Source organism: Streptococcus sp. SI1, from assembly GCF_030439945.1.
Taxonomy (GTDB): Bacteria; Bacillota; Bacilli; order Lactobacillales; family Streptococcaceae; genus Streptococcus; species Streptococcus intermedius.
In genome coordinates, this window is sequence record NZ_JAQFJE010000003.1 from 61,367 (window position 1) to 76,098 (window position 14,732).

A 14,732-nucleotide genomic window follows, 5' to 3' on the forward strand; every position below is an offset into this window, starting at 1 on the left:
ACTAAAGCTATTAGTCGCAGCCCTCATAGCTGTTGGTAAACGGTTTTGGTTTTAAATTATACTTTTGGAATATAAAGGTTACCAAGAGTTGCTGCCATAACTGCTTTAATAGTATGCATACGGTTTTCAGCTTGGTCAAATTGGCGAGCGTATTTGCTGCGGAATACTTCGTCAGTTACTTCCATTTCTTCAACGCCGAATTTTTCAGCAACATCTTTACCATAGACAGTATTTGTATCATGGAAAGCTGGTAAGCAGTGTAAGAAAATTAAATCTTCATTATCCGCTTTCTTGATCAAGTCCATATTTACTTGATAAGGTTTCAACAGTGCGACACGTTCTGCAAATTTATCTTCTTCACCCATAGATACCCAAACATCTGTATAAAGTACATCTGCACCTTTAACAGCTTCATCTGCATTGTCAGTGATTAAGACATGTGCACCACTTTCTTTTGCGTATCCTTCTGCTAATTTCACAATATCATCAGCTGGGAAAAGTTCTTTTGGAGAGAAGATATGAACATTGACACCTAGGATAGCCCCCGTTACAAGAAGGCTATTTGCAACGTTATTACGTCCGTCACCACAGTAGACAAGAGTTAATCCTTCTAGGCGACCAAAGTTTTCTTGAACCGTTAAATAGTCAGCTAGCATTTGAGTTGGATGCCATTCATCTGTCAAACCATTCCATACTGGTACACCTGAGAATTCTGCCAATTCTTCTACCATACGTTGACTAAATCCACGGAACTCAATTCCGTCAAACATACGTCCCAATACTTTAGCCGTGTCTTCAGTAGATTCTTTCTTACCAAGTTGAATATCATTAGCTCCTAGGTACTCTGGATGAGCACCAAGGTCAATAGCTGCTGTTGTAAACGCTGCACGAGTACGAGTTGACGTTTTTTCAAACAAGAGAGCAATATTTTTACCTGCTAGATAATGATGTTCAATATTGCGTTTCTTCAAATCTTTCAAGTGAGCTGCTAAACCAATAAGGTATTCTAATTCCGCACGTGTGAAATCTTTTTCTGCCAAGAAGCTACGTCCTTGGAACACTGAGTTTGTCATTCTATTATTTCCTCTTTCTAATCTTAAAGTTCTTCACGTTCAAATGGCATTGACATACAACGAGGTCCACCACGACCGCGAACCAATTCACTTCCGCGAATCTTAATCAAACGAAGGCCATATTCTTCCAAAATCTTGTTGGTAACGACGTTACGATCATACACAACAACAACTCCTGGAGCGATTGTCAAAGTATTTGAACCATCATTCCATTGTTCACGCGCAGCAGCAACAGTATTTCCACCACCACAACGAATCAAATGAACTTTATCAATACCAAGATTCTTAGCAAGCAATTCTGCTAAATCACCTTTTTCTTCTGTAATATGAAGTTTTTCATTTTCATAAGTAACAGAGTACACACGAAGGTCGCCTTCAATTTCTGGGTGAATAGTAAATTTATCATAATCAACCATTGTGAAGACTGTATCCAAGTGCATAAATTTACGATTGTTAGCAAATTCAAATGCAATCACTTTCTTGAAGCCAACGTTCTTCTTAAAGATATTGACCAAGAGTTTTTCAATAGAGGCTGCATCTGTACGTTGTGAAATACCTACTGCAAGGACATCTTTAGAAAGAACAAGCTCATCTCCACCTTCGATACGAGTTGTTTCTTCACGGTTATAAACCAATTCAACATTGCCACCATATACTGGATGGTGTTTAAAAATGTATTTACCATAAAGTGTTTCACGATTACGTGTGTCTGAGTACATATGGTTCAATGATACAGCATTACCAATCGTTGCAAATGGATCACGTGTGAAATAAAGGTTTGGCATCGGATCAATGGCAAATGGATAGTCAGATTCAACCAAGTCTGTCAAGCCTTTTGCTTCTTCAGGAATTTCTGGCAATTCTGCTTTTTGGAAGCCTGCCATTGTCTTTTCAACCAGTTCAAGATTGTCTTCTATACCATGAAGGATGTCTCGAATAGCCACTTTTGTTTGTGCTCCACGAATATTTGCTTCATTCAAATATTCTTCAATAAATTCATTACGAATTTCTGGAGACGTTAATGACTCAGCAGTCAATTTTTCAAGGTATAAAACTTCAATACCTTCTTTACGAAGAGCGTCCGCAAAAGCATCATGCTCTTTCTGGGCATCTTCCAAGAATGGAATATCATCAAAAAGCAGACGTTCCAAATGGTCTGGCATCAAATTTTCCAACTCTTTACCAGGACGATGTAGCATAACTTTTTTCAGTTTTCCTATTTCTGAAAAAACATGAATAGGATGTGTAGACATCTTATGTCCTCCTCTTTTTCTTTGTGACTTAAGTTTCCTTAAGGTCTATTTACATGTTTTATTGTAATACCTTTTGTTTGCGCTTTCACAATCGATTATACATTTAAAATGCCAAATCCTTTGCTTTTTTAAAAAGAAATTCTAATATTATTTCAAAATAAAACGCTTTCTATGAATATTTTGTGCATTTTATGAGTTTTATAAATAATTATTTTTTGAAAATAAATCAAGTTTTTAAACTTATCTCCTTCGAAACTAAAAAGAAGAGTAAAAATTGCGTCTTCAACTGCAATTCTGCCCTTCTTTTCTATACATCTTCAAAATATTTTGAAAAGTATTCTTTTTTCAAAAAGATAAGTTTTTTTCGATTATATTGAATAATATGTTCTTCTGTTAATCTTTTCAATACTTGATTCACCGTTTCACGAGTGGTTGCCCCTAGTTTAGCCAACTCCTTCATACTGAGTGCAAAAGGAATATCATCTCTATCTTGACAAAAATCAATGCATAAAATTGAGATTGCTTGAATGACTCGCTCTGTCGCACTAGCTAAAGCAGAATTTCGCAAACGCAACTCATGAAAACGTAAAATATTTGACAGCTTGTGTGTGATGAATAACATCTGCTCTATCGTTTGTTTCGAATAGTATTCATACAAGTCAACAGGAATCGAAAAATATTCCAAATCTGTCACAGATACGCCAGAATAGTGGTAAGTCTCATCTTCAAAAATTCCTCCATAAGGAAACATAGTATTTTCTTTCACATAGTCAATGTAATTAAACGAATCTGTCTGATCATACTGCTCAATCCGAACATAGCCCTTATAAATCAAAAAAAGTCGCTCTCGCTTATCTCCAGAAAAGAAAATAATTTGCCCTTTTGGCACTTTACGAAATTGAATCTCAACAGCTATTTTATCAAAATATTCAACTGGCAAATTTTTAAAAGCAGGATGTTCTCTGATGTAACGATAATGCTCTTTGTTAATCATGCTATTCTTGTAGTCCTCTTTACATTCTATTCTTAATTATAACATAAAAGGCCCTCCTCTAAAAGAGAGCCCTTACATTTTTAATGAAATTCTATCCTTTTGCCACAGTTTTTGATATCTAAATCTATATATTTTAATTCATATTCACACGATGCCATTCATTGATAACATAAGCTAATTGCCCAACTTGTGTAATACCAACACCGCTAATCTCATTGCTTTCGGAAGTCGTCCCCCCTAGACCTGCCGTATAAAGGGCAATCAAATAAGGCTTTGTCTCACATACAATTGCGTCTATATTCAGAGCTTCTGCAACGTAACCTGGCTTTTGATAAATTGGAATATCTCTTACATACCGTTTATAGTATTCGTTTGGAAAAGATTCACCAATATAATACAAAAGATCTTTATACTTTTCCTGATGTTTCCAAAGGTAATCCAAAACCTGAATATAATAGTCAGTCGTGGTTTGATTTTGTTGGTTGATCGTCTCAACTTCCCCCTTGCCTTTTCCATAGCGCTGATACATCGCGTAAACTTTATCCAAACCACCTAAGCGCTCAGCTAGAGCATAGGCTGGTGTATTTTCCGAATATAGAAGAGAATATTTCTGCATCTCAGGAATGCTCATCGTCCCATTAAACGCCGCTACATAATTATTGTGTTCACCGATATATTCATAGCGAGTATGTGTAATATCAAATCGCTCAGTCATCGATAAATTTCCTTTTTCTACCTCATCAACAACTAACATATTTAACGGTAATTTATAAGTTGAGCCAGCTGTCATCGGTTGTGTTTCATTCATAGCATAAGTTTGACCACTCGTTAAATCCTTATAAGAAAACGCAACATGTGAATGATCTATTCCCATTTCATCTAGATATGCCTGTACAACTTGAACCAAATTTAGATGAGCATAATCATAATACAAACCATAGGTTCCCATTACAGGTAGATCAGCTTCCATAACCGTCTGTTTTTCTTCCATACTCTTTGACGAGACCCGAGTAGATGATATTGACTCTTTTGAGGAGCTTCTCGTCTTTTCTTGACTAGCACTAACAGTGTAACTTGTAGCAACCCTTGTATGATGTGGCTTTCTAGCTTGACCAAAGTACACAGCACTTGACACTAATACACCACACATCATAAAGCAACTAATCAAACAAAAAATTGTTGTCTTTTTACTCACATACTCCTCCTAACTTATATACCTCATTATATAGGAAGAATGGACATTTGACAAGATGGAATGAACAGAATCATCATCCGTTTTTAATTCTTACCAATGATGATTCAATAGCGTTTTCTATCATTCAATCCTTTTCTCATCCCTAGATAAAATGATAATGTAAGAAGAACCATTGCCAACCCAAATCGGAATAATCCTTTACTCTTTTTGATGCCAGTCTTGGGAAATTGCATGTTATTTTGAGTATATTTAATTTGCCTATTTGTTAATGGCGTTAAATTTTGATTCCTAGCATCTTCTTTATTTGACTCTGAACTGACACTAACGTCTTTTGGTAAAGATTCCTCATTGTTTTTTAAGTCAATAGAAGCTGGTGCTTGGCTTTGTTTAACTTTTTTGTCATTTTTATTCTCTTGATGTTGAGGGTTATCTTCTTGCTTTTTGCCTGCCGGTGCTTTATGAAAATACAGATAATCATAGAGTTCTTGAGCAGTGATACCTCCACCGACCCAACCAGAAGTTAATGTACCATTTTTAAGATAGAGTATCGTTGGGGTACCAGGAATACCAACTGTATTAAATAAAAATTCTTTTGCATGTTCATCAAAATCTTCACCATCTGTATTATAGTATTCTAATTTTCCACCTGTTAATTGATTAAACTTTTTTAGTTCAGGAGAAAATTGTCGACAAAAATAACAAGTTTCTCGTCCTACATAAATCGTATGTTCTTTATTATCCGAAGTAAAAGCTGAATAAACATCTTTTATCGTAGCCTTAGGAAGTTCAGCTATATTCTCACGATAAGTAGCAATAGCAACCTCTTTTGATTCTTGAGAATTTGGAATACCATTTGTTGCAGAGGTTTTATCTGAAGTAGAAGCAGATTTATTGTTTGTCAAGTTTTCCTTTTCTACAACTGTATCTTCCTTTGACTCTGGCATACTTACAGGTTTTGTATCTGTTACAATTGAGCCTTGATTTGCGTCATTTTTAACAACAGCTGCTGTCGAAGCTTCAGACACTATTTCAGTTGTATCTGGGCGTTGCTCCTCCCTATGAACTCCATCAGCAAAAACCATGTCATTTCCAAAAGCAAGCAATAGCATCGAACTAAATAAAAGTGATTTTAGCAATTGTTTTTTCATCATTTTAAACTCCTTTATGTTCTATTTACAGTATAATACAACTATCTCGGTTTCATTTTCAAAAATCCTAAATGGTAGATCTGATAGCCTGAATGGTAAAAAGTAAGAAACAGGAAAACAAACAAGCTGTCTTCCTGTCGATAATTTTCAATATCAAATGATAAATTTTCTTAAATATTTAAAATATGAACGAAAATATACTACCACAAATAGGATACTGATAGAAATGAAAGAATGATAATAAATTTCTTATGTGAAGTTACAAAATATATTATCAAGAGAACCAGTAAATATAATAAACTAATTAGTAAAAATTTCATCATCATCTTATTTTTTTGAGATTTTCTTACATTTATCCAGAAAGTAAATAATTGGTTTATCTAACCAAGTTAATATCATCATAGTGATAAAACCTAGTGCGAAACTTTTTATATCAAACATTTATTCCCCCATTTCACTTACCACCAACAAGTAGCTCCATAACCAACTCCACCAATAATAGCTCCTGCAACTACTCCTTGCCATGTTCTGGTCTTGATTCCTAATCTCAATCCATTACCCGCACCACCAGCAATACCCAATTTTGCAAAATCACCCCAATTACAACCTCCTCCTTTAACACGTGCCAGCATTTCAGAGTTCAGTGCTTCAAATTTTTCCAATGTTTTTGTTTTCATGATGAATACCTGTTTTTTATTTTAATAATTTCAACCTGTTGCAACTTAATAAACTTAGTATAGCACACGACATATTTTATAAATCTGCAAATCCTGAATAGTACTTCTGACGTCCTGAATAGTGATTGTTCCAAATTGGTCTGCTAAAAATCAAAGACTCTAAGTGAATTATAACTTAGAGCCTTTTTAGAAATGCTATAAAAGTGGTCAGAAAAATCAATTTATTTATCTACAAACTCTCTTGAATACGGTATTCTTTTTCAAATGTTTTTTGAGAAACTACCCGATGATTGCTTATATCCAAATAATCACCAATATAGCCCAATATATACATACCATAACCAGCAAATCCACCACCTGCTGTTCCAATCGCACCAATTTTCAAATTCTCCACAGTAGAAGGATTTAATCCTGCCATTAAAATCCGAAGATGATCATCCAACCAATACAAGTAATTTTTAGCAAACGCTTCTTTCACCCAATCAGGTTGTTCAGCTTCTCTGCTAATTTTCCAAACATCAGCTATTTTATTTTTATAAATCGCTTTCATTTACACCCTCCCAGATGTTATCGAAAATCTTTCTTGATATGCTACTCTCCTATTTTCCACACAATTTTGTGTCCACTTTTATTATACCATGTCCAGTACCAATCTTTTCAGTGGTCTTAATAGAAGCTAATTATCAATCCACACAAATACCTAGATTATTCTAATATGAGACAAAGCCCTCAGCTCCTTTAACTGACTTGATTCAGTACTTGACAGTCGTATATTATTGTTTAAAAGTACTTTAGAAATATCAATATTTATACGATTCAATATATAAGGTGTAGATGTCTCATCAAACTTCAATTCTGTTCGATAAGAATCCAGCACTTGATATAGTGGATTCGCGTTTTTACTATCAAATTCAGAAAACATTTGGTTGATAAGAAAAATTGCTCGTCCTCTTCTTTCCTGCCCACCAGCAAACCATCTTAAAGTTCCCATAATATTACTCCTAAAACAATCTAATTTTTATATTCGCTTTTAAAAGACTTGTTAATGTCTTGGAATCTACGGACCATATTCTGCCCAGCCTTTAACAATAACATCTGTAGTTGCTTGAAATATTCCTTTAGTAACTTTATAATCTCATCGACCATTACTATAGCGACATGCATAACCATTTGCTCCTACCATAACAGGCTTTCAATATCCTGAACCTCCACCACTAATTTCGGAAAGCTGAACATCTGATAGCTCATTTACAACTTCACCTTTTAGATTTAACATAAAATTCTCACTCTCTTTCATTTTTTAATATATTATTATTTAAACACAAAATATAACCAACAGTATAAAACACAACAATAATATGACAATAGAAAAAGGACAAAATATTAGGAATATCTGAGAAGAAAATTTTATAACCAACAAATGTAATTATAACAATAAAGATCAGCAATGTTTTTTTAACAAACTTTTTGTATAAATCAAAAGTTTTTGATAAAGTAATTTCAGGTCTATTCTGTTTGTATGCAAAATAATGAATTAATATTTCTAATACCAAACTAGAGAGACCAAGGTTTAGTATGTTAATCACTTTAATTTTAAAATACATTCCTACTATAGTAATTAATATAATAGATATCAGCATTGTTATTATTGCTCTCTGTGTATTCTTCATATTTATCCCCTTTTAACCTCCTTAACAAATAAATTGTTTCCCTAATAACTAGCTCTACCAAATTTGCAAGAATTTCAGAATTCAACACTTCAAATTTTTCTAATATTTTTATATTCATCATAATACCTATTTTTTAGCTCACTTTGTTCTATTTCAATCTAATAAACTTGATATAACATTTTTATCTTTGTAGCTGTCCAAATCTTGAATGGTATAAATCTTAAAATAGTCTACCAAAAAACCAAAGGTTCTAAATAACGAATCACTTAGAACCTTTTTTCTGAAAAACCGTGCCTATTTTTTGATAAAATATTACATAAAACTCAATTTGTCACATAGTAAACTGGGGTAAAACATGTAGAAAAATAAACATCACTATAGCTGACAAAGTAATAGCAGATATCAAAGTAACTTTATTATTCAGTTTCAATATTTTTATACAGATAAAAATATAGACTGAACTCACTGCATAAGTTAAAATAATCGCATAAAGCTGCTTTAAATCATGTGCCCAATAATCTAATAACATGGCTCCTATCAAGCCACACAAAATACATAATTGTAGCTTCTTTAAATAGGTCATTATGTCTATCCTCTTTATTAGTTTGTACTATAAACCACTACATGCAGCTAATACTCCCGGAACGCTACCTATTAAACTAATCGGAGCTAACATTCCTCCAAATGTCGCTCCCCATGTTGCGGCTAAACAAGTATAATGTGCTTGTGTCATACCTGTAACAGGTGCTCCTCCTGGTCTCTTTCCCCCTTCAACACTTGCCAGCATTTCAGAGTTCAGTACTTCAAATTTTTCGAGTGAGTTTGTATTCATGATAAATATCTCCTTTTTATTTTAATAATTTCAACCTGTTGCAACTTCACAAACCTAGTATACCATATGACATATTTTATAAATCTACAAATCCTGAATGGTAGCTCTCATGTTCTGAATGGTAAAAAGTAAGAAGCAGGAAAACAAATGAATTGTTTTCCTGTCGATAATTTCAATATCAAATGATAAATTTTCTTAAAAATTTAAAATATGAACGAAAACATACCATAAATAGGATACTGATAGAAATGAAAGAATGATAATAAATTTCTTATGTGAAGTTACAAAATATGTTATCAAAAGAACCAGTAAATATAATAAACTAATTAGTAATAATTTTATCATAATCCATCTATTATAGCTGAACCTGCACCAATAACACATCCACTAAATGCACCCGCAGCGCCACCAAATGAACCGATGATACCTCCACCAATACAATGACCAACTACACCACCCCAATTAATTTTTCCGCCATTAATTTCTGTTAATTGCGCTTCAGAGAGTGATTTAAATCCAAATTGTTTATCCATTTTATTTTTTCCTAACTTCTTATTTTCCTAACATGTTACCAATACATGCAAGACCACCACCAATTATACCTACATGAGCACCTACAAAAGCTCCTGGAAGGGCTCCTATTCCTCCTGCTATTGATCCCCATGCAGCACCTGCTGCTGTGCCAGATAAAAATCCTTTTCCATAATCTTTTAAGCAATCGGAAGTGTTATATCCCCCTTCAACACTTGCCAGCATTTCAGAGTTCAGTACTTCATATTTTTCCAATGTTTTTGTATTCATGATGAATACCTCCTTTTTATTTTCATATTTTTATCCTGTTGCAACCTGACGAATCTAGTATAGCCTATAACATATTTTATAAATCTGCAAATCCTGAATGATACTTCTGACGTCCTAAATGGTTAAAAATACCATTCAGGACGTCAGAAGTACCATTCAGGATTTTTTGCAAAATTTTTAGGAAAAATTTTGTAGAATGAGGATGTAACGTTACAAAAATAATTTATAGAAAAGAGAAACTTTTATGAATCATAACACATTTATTGAACTATCTGAGCAAGATTTAGCGAGCTATAACGGTGGTGGATACACTTTTGAAGCTTATCGTGGTGAATTTCCACCCCCACCATATTATAGTCAAGCATTAAGCCCACAAGCTTTACATGCACGTATGACTGCATGGGCATATGGCATTCTTCCATAATTCAAAATAGGAGATACGATGAAGAAATTAGCATTTTCACTCATTTTTATAATACTTTTTACTATTTTACTGGCAGGTCTTCCAGAAACTTTAGCCCTTCATATTGCTATTTTGTTTCAGTGGAATTTGGCAGCAGTTGGTGTTATGGTGTTGATTCAAGAGATGTTAATGCTGTTCTTCATTCTTTATCTCTTGAAACGAGCAGATTTATCCTCTATTTTTAAAAGGAAGAAAAACCGTAAACGTGATATCGCAGCTTTTCTTGCTTTACTGTTCATCTTTTTCTTATTGGCAGACATAAGGAAAGACTTGGTGCAATATATGGCGCGAACGACTATGAATACCAAACTTTACAGTAAGGTTGGTATCTGGAGTGGAGGAAAAATTTTTGATATTTGTAGTATTCTCATAACGGTATTGATTAGTCCAATTATAGAAGAACTTTTTTATCGAGGGTATGTCATGTCTCGGTTCTTTACCAATTCAAACTATTATTTAGACGTCTTGCTTTCTGCTAGTCTATTTACGTTAGGACACATGATCTTGCTTCAGAGAGACTGGGTCAATCTCAGTTTTTACTTTTTAAGTGGATTGGCACTATCTCTATTTTACCGTTATAGTCAAAACATCCGACTTCAGATTCTCTTTCATGTATCATGGAATTTATATACTTTCATAGCCTCTATCTGGTATATCCTTTATAATTGGATTTATTTTCATTTCTTTTTTTAGTAAGCAAAAACAAACTGATAGCTATAAAGTGTTATCAGTTTGTTTATTTTTTAAATCTATCGAATATTTTTATATTTTGTTCTTGTGAACTTCCAATCCTTTTTATATAATAAATACTAGAATTACACATAATTCTTACATATTTTATCAATCGGGAACATTATGAAAATGAATATTTTTATTTTAGAAGATGATCTTACTCAACAATATTATATGGAGACTATTGTTGAAGAAATTATCGAAAAACATCGTCTTCAATATCACCATTTTGAAGTTTTTGGAAAACCTAAACAATTACTAGAAGCCATATCTGAGAAAGGAAGCCATCAGGTTTTCTTTTTGGATATTGAAATCAAAACTGAAGAAAAAAAGGGCTTAGACGTCGCCAAAAAGATACGCGAGATAGATCCTTATGCCATTATTGTCTTTGTAACCAGTCACTCTGAATTGATGCCGGCAGCGTTTAAACTGCAAGTCGGCGCCCTTGACTATCTTGACAAATCGTTATCAAAAGAAGCTTTGAAAAAACGGATCGAAACTGCGCTGCTACATACTGAAAACCTAACAGGCAAAGGCCTGGCAGACGATTCTCTTCTCTTTGAAACACCTCATACACAAATACAAGTGCCGTTTAAAGATATTCTTTACATTGAAACTTCCTCTCGTCCTCACCGTTTAGTACTTTACACACATAGAGGGCGTACGGAATTTACTGCCAATCTTTCAGATATGTTAAAAAAAGAAAAACGGTTCTACCAATGTCATCGTTCCTTTGTTGTTAACCCAGCTAATGTTCATCAAGTGGATAAAGTAAATCATATCCTTCACTTCCAGAATGGTGCTACTTGTCTTGTTTCTAGATCAAAAATAAAAGGGTTAACAGAAGCTATTGCAGCCCTGCACTGGAGGGAATGATATGTATATACTATTACAACTTTTTGTAATTATATCAGAGATGGCTTGTGTACCTATTTTATATTCATTAATCAGCGGAAAGGAGTTCAATATATTAACCTATATTTCTATAATATTAGGCAATTTTATTATAGGTATTTTGTTAATGTCTACCCCTGAAAATTTTATAAATTATTTAATTCATCCAATTTATTTTATTGTGATTTCGTGGATACTTGGAAAAGAAGGAAGTACTACCTTAAAAATATTTTATGCACTTTTTCCTATTACTTTAATTAATATTTTACATCGCTTAATAGGAATTTTTATTCTTCCTTTGTTTGGAGTTAGTGTAAACATACTAAATGCTAGCTTACTGGGAAATAGACTTCTCTCTATTTTTACATCAGTGATAGCATTTTTATTTCTAAAAGGAAATCAATATCAGTTTCATAGTTTAGCGGACCAATCTATAAATTATAAAGACAAAAGAATTCTTGTTATCACAAATGTGAGTATGGTATTGTACTATATCATTCTCCAACTATTGGCGTATATAGAATACACTAAATTTACAACAACTCTTTTTGTTAGAGAAGCATTGGTTATTATTTATCTAGTATTCTTTTTGATTATTACTAACCGACTGGACCTTCATTTACGGGAGAGAATCCAAAGTGATTTAATGCTTCAAAAAGATTTACAGTTAAAAAACTTGGAAAACTACAGTCATCACATTGAGGAATTGTACACAGAAGTTCGGAGCTTTCGGCATGATTACGCAAATATTTTAACAACCTTGAAATTAGGAATTGAGCAAAATGATATAGGCATTGTAAAGAATGTTTATCATTCTGTTTTGAAAGATTCCAATAAGCGTTTTCGCAATCCCAAGTATGATATTGGACGGTTAGTCCATATCAAAAACGATGCCTTAAAAAGCCTGCTAGCTGCTAAATTTGCACAAGCTCAAGAGCATAATGTATCCGTTTCATTGGAGGTTCCAGAAGATATTTGTCCACAAGGAATGGAATTAGTTGACTTTATCACCATTGTCTCCATTTTGTGTGATAATGCGATTGAAGCTGCTGCTCCAACTATGACGATTGCTTATGTTTTGTCAGGAAACAAGCAGGTATTCTCCATTGAAAATGCTATAAAAGAAGAGCATATAGACATGTCTTATATTTTTGATGCGGGAGTTAGTTCTAAAGGATCTGGGCGAGGAATTGGATTATCAAATGTCTTAGCAATTCTGGATCGATATCCAAATGTTTCACTTGCTAGTACTAGCCAGAATCACTGCTTTCAGCACATCCTTGAGATTCATCTGAATTAGAGTTACAATAAAGAATTGAAAATCGTACATATACAAATAACCTCATCGCTTTGTTAAGCCCAATGAGGTTATTTGTATTTTTAGCCTAATGTATTATTTGAATCTCCCTTTGTTAAACTATTATATCCTGAAAAATGTTTTAGCAAGTCTTCCAACCAGCCGCCACCGACGACTTGTTCAAGTTCTTGACTTGTGAGTGTACGAAAATGATCCAATGTTTGTTTTTTGTCCATAATAGAACCTCCCTTTTGATACATGTATTATTATAACCCGACTTGTTAAATAATCAATTGTTAAATCTTAAATGGTAGTGATTTTGTCCTAAATGGTCATTCGATATTATTCAACAATTTATCTTTATAGTAATTAAAGAATGATTTTTTCGCAATGACAATGGTGACTCTTCCTTGTAGGCCATACTTGATAACTTGTCCATTGGACTTAGAAATTTTAGCTTTGGCAGTTACTTTAAAAAGGTTTCCTTGTTTTGTTTCAGTAGCGGAAGTATCAATTTTATTGATATTTCCGATAATGGTGATGGACTGCTTTCCAATTTTTTCTAAAGTTAGACGAGTAGTTTGTCCTTTTTTTAGATTGGTCATATAAGCTGAAGGTACATAATAAGTGATAAGGACTTCGTTTGTTTTGGTAATATCTGGATAGATTTGGGCAATTTCAGTTCCTTTAGGTAATAAGTTGTTCCCTTTTAACCTTTCACTAATATGCAGAACACCTGTTTCAGGAGCGACTAATCTATTGTTTTGAAGCTGTACATTTGCTTGATTCAATTGATTTTGTAAATCAGTGATTTGCGTTATAAGGGTTGCTAACTGTTGGTCAGCCGTTTGGATAAATTGTGTGCGGAGCACTTCAATTTTTGTAGAAAGACTATTGTCGTAAGTCGCCGCAGTTCCAGTACCAGCTTTTTGAATCTTTAGATTAGCAATGGAAGATTTTAGATTGGATATATTGGTGTTAATTTGAGACAAATACTGATTTGTGAGGGCGGCATCAGGATTAGCTTGATATTGTTTTTTATACATGTTGAATGTTGTTTGATGTGGATTACTCTTGGGTAAATGCGAAGCATTCTCCGAGATGGCCTGATGCAGTCCACGATAATCATTTATCTGTTTTGTTAAATCATTGATTTGCTGATCAATCGCAGCAATTGTGTTGTTAGCCAAAGAAGCTTGTTTACCGACTTCAGTATTGCTTTTTGAAATTCCTAGTGATAGGTCTTGTGATTGTTTGATAAAATTGTTAAAAGTATTGGCATAGCCAAATTCATCTTTACCCGAGAAAAGATTTGTCCCTTGATGCAAACTCGATTTGAGTGTTTCTAAACAGGCTTTTTGTCGTTGATAAGTTGCAAGTTGAGTTTTAATAGCTGTTTGTTGAGAGACTTCCATATTTTTTGCATATTGAATCAACAACTCTCCTTTTACGACTGCCTTATTTTCAGCTAAATGGTTAATCAAAATCGTATTATTGCTGCTTGATTGGATCATAGCAATGACTTTCGTTGGTGTAATTTCACCGATAGATTTGATAGTCACTTCCTTTTGACCGATAAAAGAATAAAGAACCAGAAATAGAACGAACAATACCAAAGGAAGAATAAGAACGGTCACAAAGTTATGGTATCTTCGATGATAAAATTCTGCACTTTTAAACAGATTGGGATTCATAATTCACTC

General features: G+C 33.6%; 18 protein-coding genes and 1 pseudogene. 4 read left to right on the top strand and 15 right to left on the bottom strand.

Annotation, left to right across the window (positions count from 1 at the left end; translation table 11 throughout):
* Positions 1–56: 56 nt before the first annotated feature.
* From argF to PCY10_RS04535, 13 genes and pseudogenes are all read right to left on the bottom strand, one after another.
* Positions 57–1,073, bottom strand: a complete 1,017-nt coding sequence (argF, locus tag PCY10_RS04475) for an ornithine carbamoyltransferase (protein WP_004233730.1) — start codon at positions 1,071–1,073, stop codon at positions 57–59.
* Positions 1,074–1,096: 23 nt separating this feature from the next.
* Positions 1,097–2,326 carry an arginine deiminase gene (gene arcA, locus PCY10_RS04480; RefSeq protein ID WP_009568298.1) on the bottom strand — a complete coding sequence of 410 codons (1,230 nt, stop codon included), beginning with the start codon at positions 2,324–2,326 and terminating at the stop codon, positions 1,097–1,099.
* Positions 2,327–2,633: 307 nt separating this feature from the next.
* Positions 2,634–3,320 (bottom strand): Crp/Fnr family transcriptional regulator, encoded by a 687-nt coding sequence (locus tag PCY10_RS04485; protein WP_020998886.1) that lies wholly within the window; start codon positions 3,318–3,320, stop codon positions 2,634–2,636.
* Between the two features lie 133 nt (positions 3,321–3,453).
* Positions 3,454–4,515 carry a serine hydrolase gene (locus PCY10_RS04490; protein ID WP_020998887.1) on the bottom strand — a complete coding sequence of 354 codons (1,062 nt, stop codon included), beginning with the start codon at positions 4,513–4,515 and terminating at the stop codon, positions 3,454–3,456.
* A gap of 104 nt (positions 4,516–4,619) precedes the next feature.
* Positions 4,620–5,666 (bottom strand): thiol reductase thioredoxin, encoded by a 1,047-nt coding sequence (locus PCY10_RS04495; RefSeq protein WP_301558905.1) that lies wholly within the window; start codon positions 5,664–5,666, stop codon positions 4,620–4,622.
* A gap of 455 nt (positions 5,667–6,121) precedes the next feature.
* Complete coding sequence (locus PCY10_RS04500) at positions 6,122–6,340, bottom strand: Blp family class II bacteriocin (protein WP_020998889.1); 219 nt, start codon at positions 6,338–6,340, stop codon at positions 6,122–6,124.
* Positions 6,341–6,569: 229 nt separating this feature from the next.
* Positions 6,570–6,890 carry a hypothetical protein gene (locus tag PCY10_RS04505; RefSeq protein ID WP_301558906.1) on the bottom strand — a complete coding sequence of 107 codons (321 nt, stop codon included), beginning with the start codon at positions 6,888–6,890 and terminating at the stop codon, positions 6,570–6,572.
* 150 nt (positions 6,891–7,040) lie between these two features.
* Positions 7,041–7,331, bottom strand: a complete 291-nt coding sequence (locus PCY10_RS04510) for a bacteriocin immunity protein (RefSeq protein WP_301558907.1) — start codon at positions 7,329–7,331, stop codon at positions 7,041–7,043.
* 66 nt (positions 7,332–7,397) lie between these two features.
* A pseudogene (locus tag PCY10_RS04515) lies at positions 7,398–7,616 on the bottom strand (garvicin Q family class II bacteriocin).
* A gap of 7 nt (positions 7,617–7,623) precedes the next feature.
* A complete protein-coding gene (locus tag PCY10_RS04520) occupies positions 7,624–7,944 on the bottom strand; it encodes a hypothetical protein (protein ID WP_039677379.1) in 321 nt (106 codons plus the stop codon).
* Positions 7,945–8,620: 676 nt separating this feature from the next.
* The gene (locus PCY10_RS04525) at positions 8,621–8,842 is read right to left on the bottom strand and encodes a Blp family class II bacteriocin (RefSeq protein ID WP_021002963.1); all 222 of its coding nucleotides are present in this window, start codon (positions 8,840–8,842) and stop codon (positions 8,621–8,623) included.
* 341 nt (positions 8,843–9,183) lie between these two features.
* Positions 9,184–9,375, bottom strand: a complete 192-nt coding sequence (locus tag PCY10_RS04530; protein WP_021002964.1) for a class IIb bacteriocin, lactobin A/cerein 7B family — start codon at positions 9,373–9,375, stop codon at positions 9,184–9,186.
* A 19-nt stretch (positions 9,376–9,394) separates the two neighbouring features.
* On the bottom strand, positions 9,395–9,643 hold the full coding sequence (locus PCY10_RS04535) for a bacteriocin class II family protein (protein WP_021002965.1): 249 nt from the start codon (positions 9,641–9,643) through the stop codon (positions 9,395–9,397).
* Positions 9,644–9,887: 244 nt separating this feature from the next.
* Here PCY10_RS04535 and PCY10_RS04540 point away from each other — a divergent pair, with 244 nt between their 5' ends.
* The 4 genes from PCY10_RS04540 to PCY10_RS04555 all read left to right on the top strand — a co-directional run bounded on the left by PCY10_RS04540 (position 9,888) and on the right by PCY10_RS04555 (position 13,032).
* On the top strand, positions 9,888–10,067 hold the full coding sequence (locus tag PCY10_RS04540; protein ID WP_041787481.1) for a hypothetical protein: 180 nt from the start codon (positions 9,888–9,890) through the stop codon (positions 10,065–10,067).
* Between the two features lie 18 nt (positions 10,068–10,085).
* Entirely contained in the window at positions 10,086–10,799 is a 714-nt protein-coding gene (locus PCY10_RS04545) for a CPBP family intramembrane glutamic endopeptidase (protein ID WP_021002966.1), read from the top strand.
* 168 nt (positions 10,800–10,967) lie between these two features.
* On the top strand, positions 10,968–11,714 hold the full coding sequence (locus PCY10_RS04550) for a response regulator transcription factor (RefSeq protein WP_041787711.1): 747 nt from the start codon (positions 10,968–10,970) through the stop codon (positions 11,712–11,714).
* 1 nt (position 11,715) lies between these two features.
* Positions 11,716–13,032: a sensor histidine kinase gene (locus PCY10_RS04555; RefSeq protein ID WP_021002968.1), complete on the top strand. Its 1,317-nt coding sequence runs from the start codon at positions 11,716–11,718 to the stop codon at positions 13,030–13,032.
* A gap of 80 nt (positions 13,033–13,112) precedes the next feature.
* On the opposite strand, the gene PCY10_RS04560 is transcribed toward PCY10_RS04555, so the two are convergent.
* Complete coding sequence (locus tag PCY10_RS04560; RefSeq protein WP_003073362.1) at positions 13,113–13,265, bottom strand: ComC/BlpC family leader-containing pheromone/bacteriocin; 153 nt, start codon at positions 13,263–13,265, stop codon at positions 13,113–13,115.
* Positions 13,266–13,361: 96 nt separating this feature from the next.
* Positions 13,362–14,723, bottom strand: coding sequence for a bacteriocin secretion accessory protein (locus tag PCY10_RS04565; protein ID WP_301558908.1), 1,362 nt, complete (start codon positions 14,721–14,723; stop codon positions 13,362–13,364).
* Positions 14,724–14,732 lie beyond the last annotated feature (9 nt).

Coding starts and splice junctions, on each gene's coding strand:
- argF (WP_004233730.1), bottom strand. CDS start 1,073: ATGACAAACTCAGTGTTCCAAGGACGTAGCTTCTTGGCAGAAAAAGAT.
- arcA (WP_009568298.1), bottom strand. CDS start 2,326: ATGTCTACACATCCTATTCATGTTTTTTCAGAAATAGGAAAACTGAAA.
- PCY10_RS04485 (WP_020998886.1), bottom strand. CDS start 3,320: ATGATTAACAAAGAGCATTATCGTTACATCAGAGAACATCCTGCTTTT.
- PCY10_RS04495 (WP_301558905.1), bottom strand. CDS start 5,666: ATGATGAAAAAACAATTGCTAAAATCACTTTTATTTAGTTCGATGCTA.
- PCY10_RS04500 (WP_020998889.1), bottom strand. CDS start 6,340: ATGAAAACAAAAACATTGGAAAAATTTGAAGCACTGAACTCTGAAATG.
- PCY10_RS04505 (WP_301558906.1), bottom strand. CDS start 6,890: ATGAAAGCGATTTATAAAAATAAAATAGCTGATGTTTGGAAAATTAGC.
- PCY10_RS04510 (WP_301558907.1), bottom strand. CDS start 7,331: ATGGGAACTTTAAGATGGTTTGCTGGTGGGCAGGAAAGAAGAGGACGA.
- PCY10_RS04520 (WP_039677379.1), bottom strand. CDS start 7,944: ATGTATTTTAAAATTAAAGTGATTAACATACTAAACCTTGGTCTCTCT.
- PCY10_RS04525 (WP_021002963.1), bottom strand. CDS start 8,842: ATGAATACAAACTCACTCGAAAAATTTGAAGTACTGAACTCTGAAATG.
- PCY10_RS04530 (WP_021002964.1), bottom strand. CDS start 9,375: ATGGATAAACAATTTGGATTTAAATCACTCTCTGAAGCGCAATTAACA.
- PCY10_RS04535 (WP_021002965.1), bottom strand. CDS start 9,643: ATGAATACAAAAACATTGGAAAAATATGAAGTACTGAACTCTGAAATG.
- PCY10_RS04540 (WP_041787481.1), top strand. CDS start 9,888: ATGAATCATAACACATTTATTGAACTATCTGAGCAAGATTTAGCGAGC.
- PCY10_RS04545 (WP_021002966.1), top strand. CDS start 10,086: ATGAAGAAATTAGCATTTTCACTCATTTTTATAATACTTTTTACTATT.
- PCY10_RS04550 (WP_041787711.1), top strand. CDS start 10,968: ATGAATATTTTTATTTTAGAAGATGATCTTACTCAACAATATTATATG.
- PCY10_RS04555 (WP_021002968.1), top strand. CDS start 11,716: ATGTATATACTATTACAACTTTTTGTAATTATATCAGAGATGGCTTGT.
- PCY10_RS04560 (WP_003073362.1), bottom strand. CDS start 13,265: ATGGACAAAAAACAAACATTGGATCATTTTCGTACACTCACAAGTCAA.
- PCY10_RS04565 (WP_301558908.1), bottom strand. CDS start 14,723: ATGAATCCCAATCTGTTTAAAAGTGCAGAATTTTATCATCGAAGATAC.